The organism is Cupriavidus sp. UYPR2.512, assembly GCF_000379565.1.
GTDB lineage: Bacteria > Pseudomonadota > Gammaproteobacteria > Burkholderiales > Burkholderiaceae > Cupriavidus.
Map to the genome: position 1 here is coordinate 49465 of NZ_KB903075.1, position 22095 is coordinate 71559.

Annotated in this window: 20 protein-coding genes; 10 read left to right on the forward strand and 10 right to left on the reverse strand. The window is 68.2% G+C overall.

The window, feature by feature from the left end; all coding sequences use genetic code 11:
• The first annotated feature begins 29 nt into the window (after nt 1-29).
• Both A3A5_RS0120365 and A3A5_RS0120370 read left to right on the forward strand, forming a co-directional pair.
• The gene (locus A3A5_RS0120365; protein WP_018312371.1) at nt 30-1175 is read left to right on the forward strand and encodes a BMP family ABC transporter substrate-binding protein; all 1146 of its coding nucleotides are present in this window, start codon (nt 30-32) and stop codon (nt 1173-1175) included.
• Between the two features lie 212 nt (nt 1176-1387).
• The gene (locus A3A5_RS0120370; RefSeq protein ID WP_018312372.1) at nt 1388-1681 is read left to right on the forward strand and encodes a YkvA family protein; all 294 of its coding nucleotides are present in this window, start codon (nt 1388-1390) and stop codon (nt 1679-1681) included.
• 76 nt (nt 1682-1757) lie between these two features.
• Here A3A5_RS0120370 and A3A5_RS0120375 read toward each other — a convergent pair whose 3' ends face one another.
• Genes A3A5_RS0120375 through A3A5_RS0120390 form a run of 4 tightly spaced genes read right to left on the reverse strand, consistent with a single transcriptional unit; the run spans nt 1758 to nt 4995 of the window.
• Nucleotides 1758-2735: a quinone oxidoreductase gene (locus A3A5_RS0120375; protein ID WP_018312373.1), complete on the reverse strand. Its 978-nt coding sequence runs from the start codon at nt 2733-2735 to the stop codon at nt 1758-1760.
• Between the two features lie 39 nt (nt 2736-2774).
• Entirely contained in the window at nt 2775-3167 is a 393-nt protein-coding gene (locus A3A5_RS0120380; protein WP_018312374.1) for a methylglyoxal synthase, read from the reverse strand.
• A gap of 57 nt (nt 3168-3224) precedes the next feature.
• Complete coding sequence (locus A3A5_RS0120385) at nt 3225-4013, reverse strand: SDR family oxidoreductase (protein ID WP_018312375.1); 789 nt, start codon at nt 4011-4013, stop codon at nt 3225-3227.
• Between the two features lie 55 nt (nt 4014-4068).
• Nucleotides 4069-4995: a DMT family transporter gene (locus A3A5_RS0120390; protein ID WP_232431412.1), complete on the reverse strand. Its 927-nt coding sequence runs from the start codon at nt 4993-4995 to the stop codon at nt 4069-4071.
• A gap of 187 nt (nt 4996-5182) precedes the next feature.
• On the opposite strand from A3A5_RS0120390, the gene A3A5_RS0120395 reads away from it, so the two are divergent.
• Nucleotides 5183-5662: a MarR family winged helix-turn-helix transcriptional regulator gene (locus A3A5_RS0120395; RefSeq protein WP_018312377.1), complete on the forward strand. Its 480-nt coding sequence runs from the start codon at nt 5183-5185 to the stop codon at nt 5660-5662.
• Between the two features lie 30 nt (nt 5663-5692).
• Here the strand turns inward: A3A5_RS0120395 and A3A5_RS0120400 are convergent, their stop codons facing one another.
• The gene (locus A3A5_RS0120400; protein ID WP_018312378.1) at nt 5693-7966 is read right to left on the reverse strand and encodes a molybdopterin cofactor-binding domain-containing protein; all 2274 of its coding nucleotides are present in this window, start codon (nt 7964-7966) and stop codon (nt 5693-5695) included.
• An 82-nt stretch (nt 7967-8048) separates the two neighbouring features.
• Between A3A5_RS0120400 and A3A5_RS0120405 the strand changes: the two genes are divergently transcribed.
• Nucleotides 8049-8810 carry a TetR/AcrR family transcriptional regulator gene (locus tag A3A5_RS0120405; protein ID WP_018312379.1) on the forward strand — a complete coding sequence of 254 codons (762 nt, stop codon included), beginning with the start codon at nt 8049-8051 and terminating at the stop codon, nt 8808-8810.
• A 27-nt stretch (nt 8811-8837) separates the two neighbouring features.
• On the opposite strand, the gene A3A5_RS0120410 is transcribed toward A3A5_RS0120405, so the two are convergent.
• The 4 genes from A3A5_RS0120410 to A3A5_RS0120425 are packed head-to-tail and all read right to left on the reverse strand — an operon-like array spanning nt 8838 to nt 12153.
• Nucleotides 8838-9473, reverse strand: a complete 636-nt coding sequence (locus tag A3A5_RS0120410) for an N-carbamoylsarcosine amidohydrolase (RefSeq protein WP_018312380.1) — start codon at nt 9471-9473, stop codon at nt 8838-8840.
• Nucleotides 9466-10545: a peptidase M29 gene (locus A3A5_RS0120415; RefSeq protein ID WP_018312381.1), complete on the reverse strand. Its 1080-nt coding sequence runs from the start codon at nt 10543-10545 to the stop codon at nt 9466-9468. The genes A3A5_RS0120410 and A3A5_RS0120415 overlap by 8 nt, the downstream gene beginning before the upstream one ends.
• Before the next feature lie 13 nt (nt 10546-10558).
• Nucleotides 10559-11389 carry an alpha/beta fold hydrolase gene (locus A3A5_RS0120420; RefSeq protein ID WP_018312382.1) on the reverse strand — a complete coding sequence of 277 codons (831 nt, stop codon included), beginning with the start codon at nt 11387-11389 and terminating at the stop codon, nt 10559-10561.
• An 11-nt stretch (nt 11390-11400) separates the two neighbouring features.
• A complete protein-coding gene (locus A3A5_RS0120425) occupies nt 11401-12153 on the reverse strand; it encodes an Asp/Glu racemase (protein ID WP_010812897.1) in 753 nt (250 codons plus the stop codon).
• A gap of 357 nt (nt 12154-12510) precedes the next feature.
• Here A3A5_RS0120425 and A3A5_RS0120430 point away from each other — a divergent pair, with 357 nt between their 5' ends.
• The 6 genes from A3A5_RS0120430 to A3A5_RS41960 all read left to right on the forward strand — a co-directional run bounded on the left by A3A5_RS0120430 (nt 12511) and on the right by A3A5_RS41960 (nt 20361).
• On the forward strand, nt 12511-13671 hold the full coding sequence (locus tag A3A5_RS0120430) for an FAD-dependent monooxygenase (protein WP_018312383.1): 1161 nt from the start codon (nt 12511-12513) through the stop codon (nt 13669-13671).
• A 90-nt stretch (nt 13672-13761) separates the two neighbouring features.
• Nucleotides 13762-14259: a (2Fe-2S)-binding protein gene (locus tag A3A5_RS0120435; RefSeq protein ID WP_018312384.1), complete on the forward strand. Its 498-nt coding sequence runs from the start codon at nt 13762-13764 to the stop codon at nt 14257-14259.
• A complete protein-coding gene (locus A3A5_RS0120440; RefSeq protein WP_018312385.1) occupies nt 14256-17183 on the forward strand; it encodes a c-type cytochrome in 2928 nt (975 codons plus the stop codon). The genes A3A5_RS0120435 and A3A5_RS0120440 overlap by 4 nt, the downstream gene beginning before the upstream one ends.
• Nucleotides 17184-17803: 620 nt before the next feature.
• Complete coding sequence (locus tag A3A5_RS0120450) at nt 17804-19204, forward strand: MFS transporter (protein ID WP_232431414.1); 1401 nt, start codon at nt 17804-17806, stop codon at nt 19202-19204.
• 203 nt (nt 19205-19407) lie between these two features.
• Entirely contained in the window at nt 19408-20058 is a 651-nt protein-coding gene (upp, locus tag A3A5_RS0120455; protein WP_018312388.1) for a uracil phosphoribosyltransferase, read from the forward strand.
• Between the two features lie 129 nt (nt 20059-20187).
• Nucleotides 20188-20361, forward strand: coding sequence for a DUF3149 domain-containing protein (locus A3A5_RS41960; RefSeq protein ID WP_018312389.1), 174 nt, complete (start codon nt 20188-20190; stop codon nt 20359-20361).
• 46 nt (nt 20362-20407) lie between these two features.
• Here A3A5_RS41960 and A3A5_RS0120465 read toward each other — a convergent pair whose 3' ends face one another.
• Complete coding sequence (locus A3A5_RS0120465; RefSeq protein WP_018312390.1) at nt 20408-21931, reverse strand: helicase HerA-like C-terminal domain-containing protein; 1524 nt, start codon at nt 21929-21931, stop codon at nt 20408-20410.
• Between the last annotated feature and the right edge of the window lie 164 nt (nt 21932-22095).

Sequence of the window (22095 nt, forward strand, 5' to 3'; positions counted from 1 at the left end):
CTACCAACAATTCATCACAAGGAGAAATCATGATCGTCACGCGCAGGAAGACCCTGGCGGCCCTGGCCGCCACCGCCGTGCTGGCCCTGGCGGGCTGCGGCAAGAAAGAGGCCGAGAAGCCTGCCGAGACGGCGGCCCCCGCCTCCGCGCCCGCAGCCGAGCAAAAGGCCGAGCCGCTCAAGGTCGCCTTCGTCTATATCGGGCCGGTCGGCGATGCCGGCTGGACCTTCGCGCATGACACCGGGCGCAAGGCCGTGGAAGAGAAGTTCGGCGACAAGGTCAAGACCACCTTCGTCGAGAACGTGCCCGAATCCGCCGCCGACGCCGAGCGCGTGTTCCGCGACCTGGCCAGCCAGGGCAACAAGCTGATCTTCGGCACCACCTTCGGCTACATGGAGTCGATGCTCAAGGTCGCCAAGGAATTCCCGGACGTGAAGTTCGAGCACGCCACCGGCTTCAAGACCGCCGAGAACCTGGCCCAGTACGACGTGCGCACCTATGAGGGCGCCTACCTGGCGGGCGTGGTCGCCGGCAAGATGAGCAAGACCGGCAAGATGGGCGTGGTGGCATCGGTGCCCATCCCCGAGGTGATCCGCAATATCGACTCGTTCACGCTGGGCGCGCGCAGCGTCAACCCCAAGGCCACGGTCAAGGTGGTGTGGGTCAACAAGTGGTTCGATCCGGGCAAGGAGCGCGAAGCCGCGACCACGCTGATCGGCCAGGGCGTTGACATGCTGATGCAGAACACCGACTCCGCCGCCGTGGTGCAGACCGCGCAGGAAAAGGGCGTGCACGCCTTTGGCTGGGACAGCGACATGAGCAAGTTCGGCGACAAGGCCCACCTGGCCGCGTCGGTGATCTCCTGGGGCGTCTACTACAACAAGGTGGTGGAAGACGTGCTGAGCAAGCAGTGGAAAAACAGCACCACGTGGTGGGGCCTGAAGGAAGGCATGATCGACCTGAAGGGCTTCAACGCGGACGTGCCGGCTGAGGTCAAGGCGCTGGTCGAAGCGCGCAAGAAGGGCATCGCCGACGGCAGCGCGCCGATCTGGAAGGGTCCGATCAAGGACAACACCGGCAAGGAACAGCTGGCCAAGGACCAGGTGGCCGACGACGGTTTCCTGCACGGCGTGAAGTTCTACGTCGAAGGCGTGGAAGGCAAGATCCCGGGCTGATCGCCACGCAGCCCAGCCGCGCGCCGGTGATGGTGCGCGGCGCCCGCCTCCGCCGCGCGGGGGCGGAATCGCCACAATTCCCAGCCCTGCCGCCCTTTCCGGGACCCTCCCCGCACCGCCCCTACCTTGCGGAACTTGAAGCCGCCGATAACGGCCCAAGCTATCTGTGCATGCGCCAGTGACCGGCGCCCGCAATGTGAAGGAGGCCTCTCATGTGGAAGCGATTTTCGGCCCTGTGGACGCTGGTTCGTAGCGACGGCCGCCTGTTCTGGTACGCGCTGCGCCACCCGGATGCGCCGCCGTGGCTCAAGCCCGCTGCCTTCGGGCTGCTGCTCTATGCGATCTCGCCGATCGACCTGATCCCCGACGTGGTCGCGGGCCTGGGCATCGTCGATGACGTGGTGCTGATTCCGCTCGCGGTGCACCTGATCCTGAAGCGCCTGCCGCCGCATATCCTGCGCCAGGCACAGAGGCGCGCCACTGCCACCACGGTCCGGCCGCACTGACGGCACCGTTCAATAAAAAAAGCCCCGGGGCGGCACCTGCCGCTCCGGGGCTTTAGCTTGCCTGCCTGGCTATCGCTCAGTTCGGCAGCAGGATGGTCGAGCCGGTGGTCTTGCGCGATTCCAGGTCGCGGTGTGCCTGCGCCACCTCCGACAGCGCGTAACGCTGGCGGATGTCGATCTTCACCTTGCCGGTGGCCACGGCGTCGAACAGGTCGGCCACCATCGGCTCCAGCAGCTCGCGATTCACCACGTAGGTCATCAGCGTCGGGCGCGTCAGCCGCAGCGACCCCTTGCTGCTCAGCACCGACAGGTCGAACGGCGGCACCGGGCCCGAGGCGTTGCCGAAGCTGACCATGGTGCCGCGCGGCGCCAGGCAGTCGAGCGAACCCTGGAAGGTGTCCCTGCCGATCGAGTCATAGACCGCCGGCACGCCCTTGCCGTTGGTGATCTCCCTGACCCGCTCCACGAACGACTCGCGCGTGTAGACGATGGTGTGGGCGCAGCCGTTGGCGCGCGCCAGCTCGGCCTTCTCGTCGCTGCCGACGGTGCCGATCACGGTCACGCCCAGCGCCTTGAGCCACTGGCTGGCAATCAGGCCAACGCCGCCGGCGGCCGCATGCAGCAGCACCGTGTCGCCCGGCTGCACCTTGTAGCTGTCGCGGATCAGATACTGCGCGGTCAGGCCCTGCAGCATCATCGCCGCGGCGGTGTCGAACGGGATCGCATCGGGCAGCCGCACCACGATATCGGCCGGCATCACGCGCACCTGCGCATAGGCGCCGGTGGGGCGGCCGGCGTAGGCCACGCGGTCGCCCACGGCGACGTGGCGCACGCCCTCGCCCACCGCTTCGACCACGCCGGCGCCTTCCATGCCCAGCCCGCCCGGCAGCGGCTGCTTGTACAGCCCGGTGCGGAAATAGACATCGATGTAGTTCAGGCCCACCGCCTCATGGCGCACGCGCACCTGGCCGGGACCGGGGTCGCCCACCTGGACATCGACCCACTGCATGACTTCGGGACCGCCGGTCTGCTCGATCCGGATGGCTTTGCTCATCTGTGTCGCTCCTCGTTATGGTGATGCATCGATGGGAATTCAGTTGCCGGCTTCAGCCTCGCGCGTCAGCCCGGCGATCAACAACTCGGCGGTGGCCACGTTGGTGGCGCACGGCACGTTGTGCACGTCGCAGGCGCGCACCAGCGCGTTGATATCGGGTTCATGCGGCTGCGGCGTCATCGGGTCGCGCAGGAACACCACGGCGCGCACCTGGCCTACCGCCAGCTGCGCGCCGATCTGCAGGTCGCCGCCCCACGGCCCCGACAGCATGCGCGTCACCTCCAGCCCGACCTCGTCGATCAGGCGCCCGCCGGTGGTGCCGGTGGCCAGCAGCTCGCACTGCGAAAGGAAGGCGCGGTGGCGCGTGGCGAAGGCGACGATATCGTCCTTCTTGTGGTCGTGGGCGATCAGCGCGATACGGGGGCGAGTCATCAGGGGTTCCTTGTTGCGGGGTCGGTGAGCGTCAGGAAACAAGAGAAAGCAGCGGGATCAGAAGGTGCCCGGGTAGGCGCCGCCATCGAGCAGGATGTTCTGCCCGGTGATGTAGCCGGCATGGCGGCTGCACAGGAAGGCGCAGGTGGCGCCGAACTCGGCCGGCTCGCCGAAGCGGCGCGACGGGTTCGCCGCGGCGCGGCGCTGCGCCACCTCATCGACGGTCAGGCCAGCCTTCCTGGCCCCGCCTTCCATGGTCTTGAGCAGGCGGTCGGTGTTGAACGGACCCGGCAGCAGGTTGTTGATGGTCACGCCATGCTGCGCCACTTCGCGCGCCACGCCCGCGACAAAGCCGGTCAGGCCCGAGCGCGCGCCATTGGACAGGCCCAGCACATCGATCGGCGCCTTGACCGCCCCGCTGGTGATATTGATGATGCGGCCCCACTGGCGCGCGATCATGCCGTCGACGGTGGCCTTGATCAGCTCGATCGGGGTCAGCATGTTGGCGTCCAGCGCGGCCAGCCAGTCGCTGCGCTCCCAGTCGCGGAAGTTGCCCGGCGGCGGACCGCCGGCGTTATTGACCAGGATGTCGAGATCGCCCAGCTTGGCCACGGCGTCCAGCGCCGCCTTGCGGCCTTCGGGCGTGGTGATATCGGTCGCCACCGCGATCACGCGGCGGCCATGGCGCGCGCGCAGGCCGGCGGCGGCCTTTTCCAGCGCCTCGGCGCCGCGCGCCACGATCACCACGTCAACGCCCTCGGCCGCCAGCGCGTCGGCGCAGGCAAAGCCCAGGCCCTTGCTGGCGCCGCATACCAGCGCATGCTTGCCGCGCAGTCCCAGATCCATGTCCTTCTCCTTTGTCTGTTGTCTTTGGCGGGCCAGCCCCGGGGCCGGCCCGAAATCACGTCTTTCTTGCCGACAGCAAATACATGCCGCCCATCACCAGCGCGCTGCCGGCCAGCTGCACGCCGCTGACGGGCTCGCCCAGCAGCCAGAAGGCCAGCAACAGGGTCGACACCGGGCCGATCATGCCGGCCTGCGAGGCCATCGGCGCGCCGATGCGCGACACCGCCACCATGGTCAGCGACACCGGCAGCACGGTGCAGAACACCGCATTGATGAGTGACAGCCACATCACCGGCGCCGGCTGCGCCAGTTCCGCCACCGGCCGGCCCAGCACCAGGTACTGGATCACGCAGCAGGCGGTCGAGACGCACATCGCATAGGCCACCAGCCGCAGCGAGCCGATGCGCCGCACCAGCTCGCCGCTCAGGATCAGGTAGATACCATATGTCATGGCGCTGCCCAGCACCAGCGCGCCGCCCAGCCACACCTCGCTGCCGCTGACGTCCAGGTCGTGCGCGAATACCAGCACGATGCCGGCGTAGGCCAGCAGCAGCGACAGCCACTGGCGCATGGCAATGGGCCGGCGGAAGACCAGCGCGGTGGCCAGCAGCACGAACGACGGCGTCAGGAACAGGATCAGCCGCTCCAGCCCGGCGGTGATGTATTGCAGGCCGATGAAATCGAGGAAGCTCGACAGGTAGTAGCCGATGAAGCCGAGAAACACCACGCGCCCGCGATCCGCCCACGACAGCGGCGCCAGCCGGCGCGACTGCCACCAGCCGATCGCCATGAACAGCGGCACGGCGAACAGCATGCGCAGCGTGATCACCATCACCGCATCGACGTGGTAGCGGTACATCAGCTTGGCGACGATCGCCTTGGCGGAGAACAGCACCGCACCGACGGCGGCGATGACAAGGCCAGAGTGCTGCGGCGACGGCAGCACGGCAGGTGCGGCGAGAGACTTCTGGGAGGCGGGCACGGGGGAATACAGGGGAAAGCGGGCGGGCCTCGCGGCCCCGCGAAACGACCCGACGATTGTATTCGAAAAGACGCAATGGCATCGGGCGTCACCCCAGTGGCCCCGGCACCTTTCCTTTGCCTTCGCGCCACCTTCGCGCCACCTTCCTCGGTATACTCTGAGTCACCTCATCCACTGCACCCATTTCGTGCCCCAACCCGCCGACACGCCTTCCGGCAAGACCGCCGCCGACTATGATTTCACCGAGCAGGTGGGCCACCTGCTGCGGCGCGCCTACCAGCGCCATGTGGCGATCTTCCAGCAGACCATCCCGGATTCGCAGCTGACCGCGGCGCAGTTCGTGGTGCTGTGCGCGGTCAGGGACCGGCAGCCGTGTTCGATGAACGAGGTGGTGCGCGCCACCGCCATCGACCAGGCCACGGTGCGGGGCATTATCGACCGGCTGAAGTCGCGCAAGCTGATTGCGGTATCGCACGACCCCAACGACCGGCGCAAGGTGGTGGTAACGGTCACGCCAGACGGGCTGGCCTTGATCGACGAGACCGTGCCGTTCGCGAAGGAGATCTCGGAGCAGACCTTCGGCAACCTGAACCCGGCCGAGCGCGTCGCGGTGACTTACCTGCTGCGCAAGATGAGTGAGATCGACGAGGGGAATGGCGGCGCCTGAGCAGGCGCCGCTTTAAGTTAGGGGATCGCCTCAGCGAGCCGTCATCGCCGCCAGCACCGTCTCGGGCACGAACGGCGGCCGGCGCAGGCGCACCCCCAGGGCATCGAACAAGGCATTGGCGATCGCCGGCGCGCCCGGCAGCGAGGCCGATTCGCCTGCGCCCAGCGGCGGCTCCGACTGCCGCGGCATCAGCACCACGTCAATTTGCGGGATTTCCGGGAAGGTCAGCAGCGGATAGCTGCCCCATTCGCGGCTGGCGACACCCTCCGCATCGAAGCGCACCTGCTCCTTCAGCACCCGGCTGAGCGTCTGCACCACGTTGCCGTGGATCTGGTGGCGCACGCCGTCGGGATTGACCATCATGCCGGTGTCCTGCCCGACCACCACCTTTTCGATGGTGATGCGGCCGGTGCCGGCATCCACCGCCACGTCCACCACCCAGGCCGACCAGGCTGCGCCGAAGCCCGGGAAACGGCTGTGGATATAGCGGGCATAGGCCACGCCCCGGCCGCGCAAGCGGCCTTCGGCATCCGCGATGCCGCGCGACCCGGCCACGCCCCGCTGCCAGCCAGCCGCTTCGGCCACGGCACGCAGCAAGGCCGCGGCACGTTCATCCGGCAGGTGCCGCAGCCGGAAATCCACGGGATCGGCACCCGCCTGCGCGGCCAGCTCATCGATCACGCACTCATGCGCAAACGCATTGGGCAGCGCCGACACGCCACGCAGCCAGGACGCGCGCACGATTGCGGGCGTGTCGTCGCAACCGATGCGGCGCGCGCCGTATGCGTATGGCGGCACGGCGGTGCGGTCGCCCATCTCCAGTGTGCGCGGCGCGTTGGGCACGGCACCGGTCAGCACCAGCGCCAGCGTGGGCGCATCGTTGGACGGATAGCGGCTGGTGAAGTCATAGCCGAGCAGCGCCCCGTCCGGGCCCAGCGTGGCGCTGACGTCCATCAGCTGGGCCGCGCCCTTGGGCTCCCACAGATGCTCCTGTTCGCGCGAGAGCTGCACGCGCACGGGCCGGCCAACGGCACGCGACAGCAGTGCCGCGTCGGCGCATACATCGTCGGCGCAGTTGCGCCCGTAGCAGCCGGCGGCCTCCATGCGCACGATCTCGATGCGGTCTTCGCCGAGCCCGCACAGCTTTGCCAGATCGATGCGCAGCACATGCGGGTTCTGCGTGCCGGACCACACCGTCAGGCCATCGTCATGCCAGTCGGCCACGGCGCATGACGGGCCGATCGAGCCATGCATCTGGTACGGCCAGACGAAGCGCCGCTGCAATACCGTGCCGGCGCCGTTTGCCGGCAGCTCGCCGTCGGACAGCAGCTCGCGCCGCGTGGCCGGGTTGGCGCGCAGCGCGGGCTCCGGATCGTCCAGCGCGGGTAGCGGCGGCACCGGCTTCCAGCGCACGCGCAGCCGGCGCGCGGCCTGGACCGCGTATTCCTCGCGCTCGGCTATCACGCCGACAAAATCGCCCTGCACCACCACATCGACCAGGCCGGGTATATGGCGCACGGAATCGCGGTCGACTTCCAGCAGGCTATTGCCGACAAAGCCGCCGCTGTCGCGCCCCGCATACGGCGGTCGCACCACGCGGCCATGCAGCATGCCGGGCACGCGCACGTCGTGGACAAAGGTCAGCGCGCCGCGCACCTTGTCAGGAATATCAACGCGGCCCGCGGCGCGGCCGACGATACGGTAGGACTCGACCGGCTTGGTGGGTATGTCGTCTGCCAGCTGCAGTTCCACATGCTCGCCGGAAACCAGCGCGCCGTAGCCGATGCTGGCCTGGGTGCCGGGAACGCGGAAGACGCAGTCCTCTGCCTCCAGCCGGCCGGATTCCACGCCGAGCCGCTGCGCGGCGCGCGCCTGCAGCCACGCACGCGCCTGGGCGGCGGCGCGGCGCAACGGCAGCGCCGAGATCTGGATCGATGCGCTGGCGATGGTGGGACCCTGGTTGGGGGTGGCTTCGGTGTGGCCAAGCACCATGCGTACGCGTTCGAGCGGCACGTCGAGTTCTTCCGCCACGATCTGCGCCAGCGCCGTGCGGATGCCGGTGCCAAGGTCGACGTGGCCGTTGAAGGCCAGCACCTCGCCGCTGTCGCGCACGGCAATGAAGAGGTCCGGCAGCGCCGGCACGTAGTCCGACGCCGCGCCGGGCTGGCCGGGCGCTGGCCGTGCGGCCGCCTGCGGGGCGCGCGTCACCAGCAGCACGCCGGTGGCCCGCAGCAGCGCCAGCCGCAGCGTGCGCGGCGTGTCGGCGTCGGACTGTGCCGCGGGTTGCAGGTTGGTTGCCGTCATCGTTCTGCCATCTCCTTCACCGGCTGCGCCCCGGGGCGCCGTTATACTGCAAGCCAACAGTGGAATAGCCCAGGCATCGACCATGACGATCACGACCAGACCTGCGCCCAAGCCAGCCGCGAAGCGGGCGGCAGCCGGCACGCGGGCCAGGCAAGCGCAGGACAGCCGCGACCGCATCCTGAAGGCTGCGATCAAGGTCTTCGCCCAGCGCGGCTACGACGGGGGCCGCATCGAACGCATCTCGTCGCTGGCCAAGACCTACGACCGGATGATCTACTACTACTTCGGCAGCAAGGAAAAACTGTTTGTCGAAGTGCTCGAGACCATCTACCTGCAACTCAATGAAGCCGAGCAGCAGCTCGAACATGAGCTCGACGCCGCCGATCCTGTGCGCGCGCTGACGCAGCTGATCGATTTCGTCTGGCAGTACTACCTGGATCATCCGGAGTTCGTCGCCATCCTGACCAGCGAGAACATGAGCCAGGGCAAGCACGCGAAGAAGTCGGTGCGGCTGCGCGAGATCTCCAGCTACGCGCTGTCGGTGCTTGACGGCATCCTCGCGCGCGGCAAGGCCGCGGCGCTGTTCCGGCCAGACGCGGGCGCGCGCGATGTCTATATGGTGATCGCTTCGCTTGGCTACTTCTACAACTCCAACCATCATACGCTCAGCGCCTTCCTGGGCGAACCCATGATGAGCCCGCCCGCGCTGGCGCACTGGCGCGATGTGATCCAGCAGACGGTGCTGCGCGCGGTGGCCGTGCCCGGCGCGGTGGCGGATGCGGACGTGGCGCCGCCGGCCGCGCCGCGCAAGCCGGCACGCGGCCGGCGCACGGCGGCAGGCTGACGCCAGGCCCGCCCGCATCGCCACGCCTCAGGCGGCGGCCCGCACGCTGGCAACCTGTGCCAGCGCCTCGTCGCGCGTCAGCACCGTGGCGTATTTCTGCGCCATGTCGAACAGGTTGGCGTCATGCGGGCCCAGCGCGCGGTCGCCCACGCAATCCGACACCACCAGCGGGCGCAAGCCCAGAGACATCGCGTCGACCACGCTGGCGCGCACGCAGCCGCTGGTGACGCAACCCGCCACCAGCAGCGTCTGCACGCCACGCTGCGTCAGCCACGCCGCCAGCGAGGTGCCGAAGAACGCCGACGGCACCGTCTTGCGCACCACCAGCTCTCCCGGCGCGGGCGCCAGCTCCGGCACGATCTGGCTGTTGTGCCCAGCCTCCTTCAGCGTCAGCATCCCGGGCACCTTCAGCGTGAAGATGTTGTGGTCGCTGTCATCGTCGGCAAACACGATACGGCTGTGCGCCACCGGCCAGCCCTGCTCGCGCGCGGTGCGCAGCAGCGGCTGCGTATTGCGGATCGCCTCGGGGATATTGCCGCCGCCGAACACCGCCGGATCGGCGAAGCCGTTGACGAAGTCGATGATCAGCAGGCCGTACGGCGCCTTGAGTTCCATCGACGCGCCGAAGCCCTGGCGCTGGTAGGTCTGCACTGCGTCATCCATGGCGCGATTCCTTGTAGAGCGATGCGGCGGGAACGTGGTGCCCGTCCATCACCTTGCCGCGCACCACCACCGGCTCACCGTCGAGGCTTACGGTGCAGTGGCGCACCGGGATATCGATATGGCAGGCGGTGGTGCGGCTGCCGCCCGCTTCGTTGTTGGGGCCGAACGAGCACAGGAAGTTGCCCTCGTAGGCGCGCGCGTCCATGCCGATGGTGGCCTCGCGGTCGTACATCGCCAGCGCCGACCAGCTGGCACGTGGCTGCAGGCCCCAGCCGATATGCGACATGGCATAGGCCTCGGGGTCGTTGAACGAGGCCATGTAGTCGGCCAGCAGCTCGGCATCCACGTCGCCCTCGATGCCGCGCACGTAGCCGGCCTCGACCGTAATGCGGATCGGCGCCTGGATATAGGACTTCATCGGCAGCAGGATGTCGCCGCGGTCCAGCACGATGGTGCCGTTGGTGCCGCCCTCGTCCGGCCAGGTCAGCACGAAGCCGCTCGGCCAGTGGTCCCAGCGGCCGGGCTCGTCGACAAAGCCGTACTCGCTGATTGCCGGGAACTCGCCCAGGCGGCAGCGCAGGTCCATGCCGGCGTCAGACACGATATGCATCTCGCGCGCCTTGCCCAGCCGCGCGGCCGCGGCCTTGACGCGGGCACGGTCGGCTTCGGTCGGCACCAGCCGCGCCAGCACTTCGGGCGGTTCCACCGCCAGCAGGATCCTGGTGCCTTGCGCCAGGATCGCGTGCTGCTCGGGCGAGAACAGCAGCGTCATCAGGTCCAGCACCAGGTCGCTGGCCTTGAGCGCGGCAATCGCGGCCGGGTTGCCGGTCAGCGGCGTGGTCCCCAGATAGGCCAGCGCGTCGCGGCTGAGCGCCTTTTCGCCATTGACCGGCGGCAGGTCGAGCCGGTTGACGATGGCGCCCATCGATGCCGCCGCCACCATTGCGGTGCGCAGCGTCTGCGGATGCGTGGCGGCGCCGGTCAGCACGGTGACGGTCTGCCCCGGCTCAAGCCTGGACAGCGTCAGCACCTGCTTCCACGCCGTGGTCAGGTCGTAATCGCTTACGGGCATATTCGCTCCTTGATCAGTTCAGTGCCGCACCCAGGAAGTCGCCGAAGGCGCGGTAGAAACCGGCCTCGTCGTCCCACGGGATCATGTGGCCGGCGTTGGCGGCATGCGCAAGCAGCAATGCGGGCAGCAGCTTGCGCATCTCCTGGACGTCTTCCTCGCGGATCACGTCGCCACGCCCCGCGGTCATCAGCAGGGCCGGCACGGCCACGTGCGGCAGGTCGGCGTGGATATCGTCCTCATGGAAGCCATTGAAGCTGGCCAGGACCGCGCGCTCGTCGCAGGTATGCAGCCATTGCGCGCGCAGGCGCAGCTGGTCCTCGGTCCAGGTCGGGCAGAAGCGGCGCATGCCTTCCACGTCGATGCCCTGCTGCGCCAGCCGGATCGAATCGATGTACCACGGCAGTTGCGACGGATACTGGCGGCGGCCCGGGCCCGACACCGGCGGATCGACCAGCACCAGGCGCGTCAGGCCTGCCGGCTTGCTGCGCGCGGCGCGGATGCCGATGCGCGCGCCCATCGAATGGCCAACGATGGCGTAGCGCTGCAAGCCAAGCGCGCCAGCAAACGCGATCACATCGGCAGCCTGCGCATCGAGGCTGTAGTCCAGCTCCGCGCCGGCCTGCGACAGGCCGCGGCCGCGCACGTCGAGCACATAGGTATCGAACTGCTGCCCGAACTGCTCGCCGACAAAGCCCCAGGTCACCGCGGGGCTGGTGATGCCCGGCACGATGATGACGGCATCGCGCTGCGCACGCGCGCCGCCCTGCCCGCCATAGCGCAGGTAGTGCTGGCGGATGCCGTTGGCGTTCACGTTGGCGCCGTAGAGAAAGGTGCTGTCTGCCATGGCCGCCTCCTTCAGTACGCGCCCGACAGCAGCGCGCCGGCGCCCGGCACCACCGGCTCCAGCCCCAGCCGCTTCAGCAGCGCATAGGTGGTGGCGACGGCGGCGGTGACCACCGGCTTGCCGGTCATCGCCTCGACCTTGGCCACGGCCGGCAGCGACGGCATCTGCACGCACGCCGACAGCACGATGACATCGGCGTCGGCCGTATTCATCTGCGCGACGATCTCCGGCAGCCGCGCCGGGTCGTGGCGACCCACCTCAAGGTTGTCGGGGATCTCCAGCGCGCGGTAGTCGACCACCTCATAGCCTTCATTGCGGATGTAGTCGACCACCAGCTCGGTCAGCGGCTTCATATAGGGCGCCACCACGGCGATGCGCTTCGCGCCCATCACCTTGAGCGCATCGACCAGCGCGCCGGCGCTGGTGATCACTGGCGCGTCGCCGCCGTTCTCGGCGGTATGCGCCTGCAGGCGCTGCTCGGACACACGGTGGTAGCCGTGGCCCATCGCCATGATCGCCACCAGGCAGGCGTAGCCGAGCACGTCGACGCGGGCGTCGCTCAGTTCCACCGCGCAGCGGTCGGATTCGGCGTCCATGGCCGCCAGCTCTTCCTTGACCACCTTCTTCATCCGCATCCGGCTTGAGTGGAAGGTGAAGCGTTCCGGGCGCACCAGCTGGCGCGCGGCCAGCATCGCCGGGATCTCGGTTTCCATGGTGGTGTTGGAGCTCGGCACGATCTGGCCGATTCGGAAAACTTTCTGCACTGTCGACTCCGTCATCTGTTTGTCTGCGCTTTGTCTGTCTACCCGCCTGCCTCGGCCTGGCGGCCCTGCATGCTGCGATTGATTGTAGTGTACACACTTTATCTAAGCAAACAGAATCTGTGCCGTCGCGAATTCACTCGTTCAGTGCATGCTTAATTAATCAATCCCTGTTTTTGCGCATAAATTCACCGGTATAGCGCGATGTGCGAGCGTCATCACCTTGTAATAAGGGTTTTCCATAGGTTCATCATTTTCTTCTTTTACTTTGATATTTTGAGTGTGTACACTCGTTTCAACGGTCGGCCGAGTGGCCGCCCCAGCCCCCATCGACCTTGTGTCATTGCCAGGAGAAATAACGTGCAAGGCAAACCGCGAATCGCAGTTGTCGGCGCCGGACTCGGAGGGACGGCCGCGGCCGCCCTGCTGCAGCGAGCCGGCTTCCAAGTCAGGCTGTATGAACAGGCACCGGCGTTCTCGCGCCTGGGCGCGGGCATCCATGTGGGGCCCAATGTGATGAAGATCATGCGGCGCATCGGCATCGAAGACGCGCTCAACGACATGGGCTGCCATCCGGACTACTGGTACAGCCGCGACGGGCTGAGCGGCGAGGTGATCGCGCAGATCCCGCTGGGCGACTACGCGCAGCGCCACTACGGCGCCAGCTACCTGACCGTGCACCGCGGCGACTTCCACAAGCTGCTGACCGATGCCGTGGCGCCCGACACGCTGTTCTTCAACAAGAAGCTGAACAGCGTCACCGACCAGGGCGATGTGGTGCAGCTGCGCTTCACCGACGGCACGGTCGAAGAGGCCGACATCGTGATCGGCGCGGACGGCGTCAACTCGCGCATCCGCGAGACGCTGCTGGGCGCCGAGCCGCCCAAGTACACCGGCTACGTGGCGCACCGCGCGGTGTTCCCGATCTCGCGCGTCAAGGGCTTCACGCATGAGCGCTGCACCAAGTGGTGGACCGACGACCGCCACATGATGGTCTACTTCGATACCAGCAAGCTCGACGAGATCTACTACGTGACCGGCGTGCCCGAGCCCGAATGGGACATGAGCAAGAGCTGGGTGCCGAGCAGCATCGAGGAAATGCGCGCCGCGTTCGACGGCTGGCACGAGGGCGTGCAGTCGCTGATCGAAGGCACCGTCGAAGTGACCAAGTGGCCGCTGCTGGAGCGCGACCCGCTGCCGTTGTGGAGCCGGGGCCGCCTGGTGCTGCTCGGCGACGCCTGCCATCCGATGAAGCCGCACATGGCGCAAGGCGCCGCGATGGCGATCGAGGATGCGGCCATGCTTGCGCGCTGCTTCACCGAGACCGGCGTGGATGACTTCGCCTCGGCATTCGCGTTGTATGAAGCGAACCGCAACGAGCGCGCGAGCAAGGTCCAGCTGGTCTCGCACAACAACACCTGGCTGCGCAGCAACGAGAACCCCGACTGGTGTTTCGGCTACGATGTGTTCAACGTGCCGCTGGTGTCGGCCGGGTCCGCGCCGCTGTCCGCAGCCGCCTGATCGCCTGACCGCCCCTGCCCGCCGCAGCCCCTCGCCAACGAAGGGGCGCGGCGCCGCGATGCGTGATGTTCAAACCGCCCCCAGCCCCCGATGAACACGCCCCGCCCCCTGACACTGCAGGTCAACCACGCCGAGCACACGCTCAGCGCTGCGCCTGACACGCCGCTGCTCTACATCCTGCGCAACGACCTGTGCTGCAACGGGCCCAAGTACGGCTGCGGCCTGGGCCAGTGCGGCGCGTGCACGGTGCTGGTGGACGGCTTGCCCGCACGCTCTTGCGTACTGCCGGTCAGGGCCGCGGTGGGCCATGCTGTGACCACGCTCGAGGGCCTGGGCACGGCGCAGCGTCCCGATCCGGTGCAGCAGGCCTTTATCGACGAGCAGGCCGCGCAGTGCGGCTACTGCCTGAATGGCATGATCATGACCGCCAAGGCACTGCTCGCCCAGAATCCCGATCCCGACGAAGCGCAGATCCGCGAAGCGCTGCGCTTCAACCTGTGCCGCTGCGGCACGCATGTGGAAATCGTGCGCGCGGTCAAGCGCGCCGCGGTGCTGCAACGGCAAGCCGCCGGGGGAGCGGCATCGTGAACGAACTACGCGCTTCGCAGGCCACCTGCGCCACTGCGGTTGCGGGCAGCATGCCGCCGCCCGCCGCCGACTGCCTGGTCGCACAGGTGCTGACACCGCCCGGCCTGCGCTGGATCGACGGCCAGCCGCTCGCAGCGCGCCTGCTGGGCGCAGAGCGCGAGGCCGCGCTGGCGCTGCCCGGCATCCGCGCGGTCGTGATCCGCAACAACTTTGCCGGCGTGGCCGCGGCTTCGCCTGCACAGGGCGCCGGCGCCATCCATGCGCTGCAGGCACGCTGGTCCGCCGCGCCCCGCGCAGACGGCGCGCCGATAGCGCGCCGCGCGCTGGCTCAGCGCGGCAACGCCAATGCGGCCCTGGCCAGCGCCGAGGCACGCCAGACGCAGCACTACCAGTGGCCGCTGGCCGGAGCCCGTGGCCAAGCGTATTGCACTGCCGTCGCCGACTGGCGCGACGGCAAGCTGACCGTGTGGCTGCCGAGCACGCGCCCTGGCGCGCTGCGCGCCGAGCTTGCCGCGCTGCTGGGCATCGCGCCGCAACAGGTGGTGCTGGCCTGCTGGCAGGCGCCCGACGACCGCGCGGACCCCGCGCTGCTCGCGCCGCACGCCGCCGCCGACGCGGCGCTGCTGGCCCACGCCGCCGGGCAGCCCGTGATGCGTCGGCTGTGTGCCGCCGACGTGGGCCTTGCCGATGCCGCTCTCAATGTACGGGTCGACACCGCGCTGGCCGGCACTGCCGTCGAAGCCTACGCCGCAACATTGGCGGGCACGGCCGCTCCGGCCGTGCCGCTGGCGCTGTGGCTCACGCATACGGCATCGCCCGTGGCGGACAGCATCGATGCCGACCGCGCCGGCGATGCCGCCATGCCGCCCTATCGCATCCCGCATGTCGACCTGGTTGCGACAGGCAACCCCGCCGCGTTCGATGCGGCGCCACTGGCGACCGCCCGGGCACAGGTGTTCGCCCGGGAATCCCATCTCGACGAGCTTGCCGCCGCCTCCGGCACCGACCCGGTCGCGCTGCGGCTGGCGCATCTCGACGACGCGCGCGGCACGGCACTGGTACGGCAAGTGTCGCAGCGCGCCGGCTGGACGCCGGCCGCGCCCCGCGCCAACTCAGCGGCCGGCAACGTGCAGCGCGGCCGCGGCTTTGCCTATGCCCACACCGTCGATCACGATGCCGGGCAGACTTGGTCGGCATGGGTGGCCGAGGTCGAGGTCGACGGCACCACCGGCGAGCTGGCGGTCACGCGCGTGACGGTGGGGCATGACAGTGAATCGCTGCCGCGCGCACAAGCCGCGCCGTCGGCGCGCTCGCTCGAGCAGGCCGTGGCCGATGCTGCCCTGCAGCTGACGTCGGCCACGCCCGCCTTCGACACCTGGCCGGCCGAGGCGCCACCTGCCAGCCAGACCCTGCCAGCCGTGCCGGGCGGCACCCCGCCGGAAGTCCGCCTGGCCGGCACGCTCGCCACGCATGACGCGCTGGCTGCCGGCCCGGCCGACACCATGCCCGCCGCCGCGGCCGTGGCCAATGCCATCTACGACGCCACCGGCGTGCGCCTGCGCGCGCCACCCTTCAGCGCCGATCGCATCCGCCTGGCGCTGGCCGAGGCCAGGCCCGGCAACCAGCGCAGCAAGCGCGGCTGGATCGCCGCTGCCGCCGCAGCCGCGGCGGGCGTGTGCGCCACGCTGCTGCCCTGGCGCGCGCCGGTCGCACCGGTGGCGCCGCCCGAGGCCGGCTTCTATTCCGCCGCCACGCTCGAACGCGGCCGGCTGGTGGCCGCTGCGGGAGACTGTGCGGTATGCCATACCGCGCCGGGCGGCGTGAAGAACGCCGGTGGCCTGCCGCTGGAGACGCCCTTCGGCACGGTCTACAGCACCAATATCACCCCGGATGTGCAGACCGGCATCGGCAACTGGTCCTTTGCCGCGTTCGAGCGCGCCATGCGCGAGGGCATACACCGCGACGGGCGGCGCTTGTATCCCGCGTTCCCGTACACCGCATTCGCGAAAATCAGCGACGGCGACATGCAGGCGCTGTATGGCTACCTGATGTCGGCGGAGCCGGTGAAATCCGAAGTCCCGCAGACGCAGCTTGCGTTCCCCTTCAACGTGCGCCCGCTGCTGGCGGGCTGGAACCTGCTGTTCCATCGCAACGAACGCTTTACGCCGGACCCGTCGCGCTCCGCGCAATGGAATCGCGGCGCCTATCTGGCCGAAGGGCTCGGCCATTGCAGTGCCTGCCATTCGCCGCGCAATGCGCTCGGCGCCGAGCAAGGCGGCCGCCAGTACCTGAGCGGCGGCAGCGCCGAAGGCTGGGAAGCGCCGCCGCTGAGCGCACTGTCGCACGCACCGCTGCCCTGGACCGAGGCGGCACTGTTCTCCTACCTGCGCGGCGGCTACGCGCCGCACCATGGCGCCGCGGCGGGGCCGATGGCACCGGTGGTCGAAGAGCTGGCGCAACTGCCTGAAGCCGATGTGCGCGCGATCGCGCACTACGTGGCCTCGTTTGGAACCCCGCCGCCGGCACCGACAGTACTGGCCGCACAGGCAGCGCAGATCGAGCAACGCAGCGCGCAAGCCGCGCGCACCCTGAGCGGTCCCGGCGAGCGCCTGTACCAGAGCGCATGCGCGGTCTGCCATCAATCGGACCAGGGCATTGCCCAGTTCGGCGTCAAGCCTTCGCTCGCGCTTAATACGAACCTGCACAGCAAGCTGCCGGACAACGTGATCCAGGTGCTGCTGCACGGCATGCCTGCCCCACCCAACAGCGAACTGGGTGCGATGCCGGCCTATGCCGACACGCTCGACAACCAGCAGATCGCGCAGCTCGCGCAGTACCTGCGCGCGCGCTTTGCGCCCGACAAACCCGCCTGGCAGGGCCTGGAGAACACCGTCGCGCGCCTGCGCGCGATGCCTGCCCATTAAGACCAAGGAATGACCGCGAGGCCGGCTCGCCGCGCCTTCCGCATCCACGCTAACCGCACATACGCCGTGCCTGGCAAGGCGCTTCGCCACCGGCCGGCAGACGTGCGCCCCAAACGCCGGCCGCATGCGCGCCACGCGCGGGAAAACCCCGAGGAGGGAAATCGCAATTCGGCCTTGCCCGCCAGTTTCATGTAGCTTACGCTGAACGATCATGTAGTGTGCACTACATGAGTGCCGCGTGACGCGCAGCGGTGCCTCCCCCGCACAAGGACGGCGTGCCGCAAGCGGCGAACGAGACCATAACTACAAGATTGGCCCTATACATCACCGGAAGCGCTGGCCCGAGGCTTGCATAGTCCACCGTCATGCCAACCGGGAGGCCGGGCCTGGACCAACCAAGGGTAGACAACAAGGAGTGACTATGTCGCATCAGTACCAGGAAGTTGTTGCGAGCGTGCTGCCGGGTTAGTTCGAGCCTCGCCAAGATGGAGTAGTCACCACGTTTCGTTGCAACCCGGTGCCGTTGCATCACGCAGTCATTGCGTACCGTAGTCTGGCCCTGCTTCGATAAACGTGTGCTTCCGAGTTCAAGAACCAGCCTATAAAGACAGGTAGACAACATGTCGTCATCCATTTCATCCATGACAACAACGGCAATCCCAGAAGCAACGCTAGGCTCGGCCCCACAGCCAGGCGCGCGGGGAGCGTCGTCTCAAACCATCACGATCGAGCAAGGCATCCGCGCGGCCGGAGTCGGCCGGTTCCAGTATCGGCTCTTTGTCATCTTCGGCCTGGTCTGGCTCGCCGACGCGATGCAGGTGCTGTCGATCGGCTTCACCGCGCCGTCGATCGCGGCGACGTTTGGCATTCCCGTACCGACGGCCTTGCAGACCGGGACGATGTTCTTTGTCGGCATGCTGATCGGCGCTTTCGTGTTCGGCCGGCTGGCTGACAGGATCGGCCGCCGGCCCGTGCTGATGATGGCGGTGGTCATCGACGCCATCTGCGGTGTCGCTTCCGCTTTCGCACCGGACTTCCAGTGGCTGCTGCTGCTGCGCTTCCTGACCGGCATCGGCGTCGGCGGCACGCTGCCCGTCGACTACACCATGATGGCCGAGTTCCTGCCCTCGGACCGGCGCGGCCGCTGGCTGGTCCTGCTGGAGTCGTTCTGGGCCGTTGGCACGATCCTGCTCGCCATTCTTGCGCTGATCGCCGTGTCGCGAGGCGATGGTGCCTGGCGGCTGATCTTCCTCGTCACGGGCATCCCCGCCCTGGTCGGCGTGGTTTTCCGGTTCTTTGTACCCGAGTCTCCGCTCTACCTGAACAAATCGGGGCGCTCAGCCGAGGCACGCGCGGTGCTGCAGCGTGTCGCCACCGCCAATCGCGTATCCGTGGAAATTGGCAAGCTGGAGCCCCAGCCGATGGAGCGCAAGTCGGTCTTTGCGCTCTTCGCGCCCGGATGCCGGCGCCGCACCATCTGCCTGCTTGCCGCCTGGGCGCTTATCTCGATCGCCTACTACGGCGTCTTCGTTTATCTGCCGGTCAAGCTGGCGGGCCAGGGCTTTGGCTTCATGCGTGGCCAGGTCTTCCTGATCGTGCTCGCGCTGGTGCAGCTTCCCGGGTTCGCGCTGGCCGCGCACGGCGTCGAGCGCTGGGGCCGCAAGCCGACCCTGATCGGCTTCCTGCTGCTCAGCGCGGCAGGTTGCATGCTCTACAGCCTGGGCCAGTCCCCTGCGCTCGTGGTCGGCTCGACCCTGCTGATGAGCTTCTCGCTCCTCGGTACCTGGGGCGCTCTCTACGCCTTCACGCCCGAGGTGTACCCGACCGACCTGCGCGCCAGCGGGATGGGCACTGCCGGCGCGATGGCGCGCTTTGGCGGCCTCTTCGCACCGTCCATCATCGCACCGATCATGGCCAGCCAGTTCACCCTTGCCCTGGCGCTGCTTTCGTCATTTCTTGCCGTGGCGGCGGTCGCCATCTACATGGTGGATATCGAGTCGAAGAATCGCGCGCTTGACTAACACAAGGCGCCGTCGGCCGGCCCCGGCAGTTCAGGGGGCCCGCCGACAGCGCTGCCATGGGGCAGGTATCGAAAGCGAAGCCACAGGCAGGGCGGCCCGCTTCCATTACAATCCGGCTGCAACGGCGCGGCGCGCCGATCCACCCGATCTCGCCGCCCGCTTCACCTGCTTGCCCCTATCCCGCCGAGCCCTCGCCGCCAGCCATGAAACAAGATCCGCGCTTTCCCAACCTGTTCATCCTCGACCACCCGCTGATCCAGCACAAGCTCTCGCACCTGCGCGACAAGGAGACGTCGACGCGCACCTTCCGCGAACTGCTGCGCGAGATCACGCTGCTGATGGGCTATGAGATCACCCGCAACCTGCCGTTGACCACGCGCCGCATCGAAACGCCGCTGGTAGCGCTGGAAGCGCCAGTGATCGCCGGCAAGAAGCTGACCATCGTGCCGGTGCTGCGCGCGGGCGTGGGCATGAGCGACGGCCTGGTCGAGCTGATCCCTTCGGCGCGCATCGGCCATATCGGCGTGTACCGTGACGAGCAGCACCGCCCGGTGGAATACCTGGTGCGGCTGCCCGACCTGGAAGACCGCAGCTTCATCCTGTGCGACCCGATGGTGGCCACGGGCTACTCCGCCGCGCACGCGGTTGAGGTGCTCAAGCGCCGCGGTGTCAAGGACGAAGCCATCACCTTCGTTGCGCTGGTGGCAGCCCCCGAGGGCGTGGAAGTGTTCCAGAAGGCGCATCCGGGGGTGAAGCTGTTCGTCGCCTCGCTGGACAGCCACCTGGACGGCGACGCCTATATCGTGCCGGGCCTGGGCGATGCGGGCGACCGCCTGTTCGGCACCAAGAACTGAGCGGTGCGGCGGCGGGCTGGCCTGGCTCTTGACCGGCCTCAATAGTCCGCGCCACAGGGCTCCCTACACTGGCGGCAAGCGCCGGCGAGACCTCGCCGGCCGCCATCGCCAACGCAAAGGGAGCCAAGCATGGAAGCCTTCAAGATCCTGATCAGTACCAGCACCGGCCTGATGAGCCTGGGCGTGATCGTCTTCATCATCGGCATGGGGTGGTTCTTTGCGCGGATGTTCGCGCGCAAGATGCGCGAGGATGGGGAAGCGGCCAAGGCGCGGGAGACGGCACAAGCGGCGCAACGCCGCTGACCAGCTCAGGGCGGCCCCCGGTGCCGCCCGTCCCTTCCTGTTTTTTCTACTTCTTCTTGCCAAGCAGGCTGCCAAGCACGCCGCGGATCAGTTCGCGGCCGACCTGCGACCCCACCGTGCGCGCGGCCGACTTGGCCATCGACTCCAGGATCGAATCGCCGCGGCCGGTCTTGCCGGTGCCCTTGGTCAGGGTGCCGAAGATCTCGCCGGCCGTGCCGAGCCAGCCGCTGTCCTGTTCGCCCGCCGGCTGGCCGGCCGGCGCGCCGCCGCCCTTGCCATTGCCGTTGGCCACCGTCGGCACGTTGCCGCGCAGCTTCTCATAGGCGGATTCGCGGTCAACGGTCTTCTCGTAAGTGCCCGCCACCAGCGAACTGGCGATCAGTTGCTTGCGCTCTTCCTCGGTCGCCGGGCCGATGCGGCTTCCGGGGGGCAGCACCCAGGCGCGTTCGGTCACGCAGGGCGTGCCCTTGGCGTCCAGGAACGACACCAGCGCCTCGCCCACGCCCAGTTCACTGATGGCGGTTTCCAGGTCCAGCCCGGGGTTGGCGCGCATGGTGGTGGCCGCCACCTTGACCGCCTTCTGGTCCCGCGGGGTAAAGGCGCGCAGCGCATGCTGCACGCGGTTGCCCAGCTGACCCAGCACGGTGTCGGGGATGTCGGTCGGGTTCTGCGTGACGAAGTACACGCCCACGCCCTTGGAGCGCACCAGCCGCACCACCTGCTCGATCTTGTCGAGCAGCGCCTTGGGCGCATCGTTGAACAGCAGGTGGGCCTCGTCGAAGAAGAACACCAGCTTGGGCTTGTCCAGGTCGCCGGCCTCGGGCAGCTTCTCGAACAGCTCGGACAGCATCCACAGCAGGAAGGTGGCGTACAGCCGCGGCGCGTTCATCAGCTTGTCGGCGGCCAGGATATTGACCACGCCCTGGCCGTTCTCGGTCTGGATGAAATCTTCCAGGTTCAGCATCGGCTCGCCGAAGAAGACATCCCCACCCTGCGATTCCAGCGCGATCAGCCCGCGCTGGATGGCGCCGATCGAGGCGGCCGAGATATTGCCGTATTCGGTGGTGAACTGCCCGGCGTTGTCGCCGACATACTGCAGCATGGCGCGCAGGTCCTTGGCGTCGAGCAGCAGCAGGCCGTTGGCGTCGGCAATGCGGAACACCAGGTTCAGCACGCCCTGCTGGGTATCGTTCAGCTCCAGCATGCGCGACAGCAGCAGCGGGCCCATGTGCGAGACCGTGGCGCGCACCGGGTGGCCCTTCTCGCCGAACACATCCCACAGCGTGGTCGGGCACGCGCCCCATACCGGCTCGGGCAGGTTCAGGTCGGCCAGCCGCTGCTTGAGCTTGTCGGACGGCTGGCCGGCTTGCGAAATGCCGGTCAGGTCACCTTTGACGTCCGCCATGAAGACCGGCACGCCCAGGCGCGAGAAGCCCTGCGCCAGCGTCTGCAGCGTGACAGTCTTGCCGGTGCCGGTGGCGCCGGTGATCAGCCCGTGCCGGTTGCCCATCTGCGGCAGCAGCACCAGTTCATGTTCGGCGTTCTTGGCGATGAGGATGGGGTCGGCCATGATGTTCCTGGGTTACGTAAGTGTCTGATGGGATCTGGTGGATCGGGGCGGCGCGGGCAGGCCCGCGTGATAAAATCCTCGGCTGATTATAGCCAGCCGCCAGGCATATCCGTCACCTGGCGCGCGCTGTCCGAGGGCTTTGCCGCCCCCGCCACGGCGTGCAT

Coding starts and splice junctions, on each gene's coding strand:
- A3A5_RS0120380 (WP_018312374.1), bottom strand. CDS start 3,167: ATGACTCGCCCCCGTATCGCGCTGATCGCCCACGACCACAAGAAGGAC.
- A3A5_RS0120450 (WP_232431414.1), top strand. CDS start 17,804: ATGTCGTCATCCATTTCATCCATGACAACAACGGCAATCCCAGAAGCA.
- A3A5_RS41960 (WP_018312389.1), top strand. CDS start 20,188: ATGGAAGCCTTCAAGATCCTGATCAGTACCAGCACCGGCCTGATGAGC.
- A3A5_RS0120365 (WP_018312371.1), top strand. CDS start 30: ATGATCGTCACGCGCAGGAAGACCCTGGCGGCCCTGGCCGCCACCGCC.
- A3A5_RS0120420 (WP_018312382.1), bottom strand. CDS start 11,389: ATGGCAGACAGCACCTTTCTCTACGGCGCCAACGTGAACGCCAACGGC.
- A3A5_RS0120405 (WP_018312379.1), top strand. CDS start 8,049: ATGACGATCACGACCAGACCTGCGCCCAAGCCAGCCGCGAAGCGGGCG.
- A3A5_RS0120375 (WP_018312373.1), bottom strand. CDS start 2,735: ATGAGCAAAGCCATCCGGATCGAGCAGACCGGCGGTCCCGAAGTCATG.
- upp (WP_018312388.1), top strand. CDS start 19,408: ATGAAACAAGATCCGCGCTTTCCCAACCTGTTCATCCTCGACCACCCG.
- A3A5_RS0120370 (WP_018312372.1), top strand. CDS start 1,388: ATGTGGAAGCGATTTTCGGCCCTGTGGACGCTGGTTCGTAGCGACGGC.
- A3A5_RS0120435 (WP_018312384.1), top strand. CDS start 13,762: ATGAACACGCCCCGCCCCCTGACACTGCAGGTCAACCACGCCGAGCAC.
- A3A5_RS0120415 (WP_018312381.1), bottom strand. CDS start 10,545: ATGCCCGTAAGCGATTACGACCTGACCACGGCGTGGAAGCAGGTGCTG.
- A3A5_RS0120465 (WP_018312390.1), bottom strand. CDS start 21,931: ATGGCCGACCCCATCCTCATCGCCAAGAACGCCGAACATGAACTGGTG.
- A3A5_RS0120385 (WP_018312375.1), bottom strand. CDS start 4,013: ATGGATCTGGGACTGCGCGGCAAGCATGCGCTGGTATGCGGCGCCAGC.
- A3A5_RS0120400 (WP_018312378.1), bottom strand. CDS start 7,966: ATGACGGCAACCAACCTGCAACCCGCGGCACAGTCCGACGCCGACACG.
- A3A5_RS0120410 (WP_018312380.1), bottom strand. CDS start 9,473: ATGGATGACGCAGTGCAGACCTACCAGCGCCAGGGCTTCGGCGCGTCG.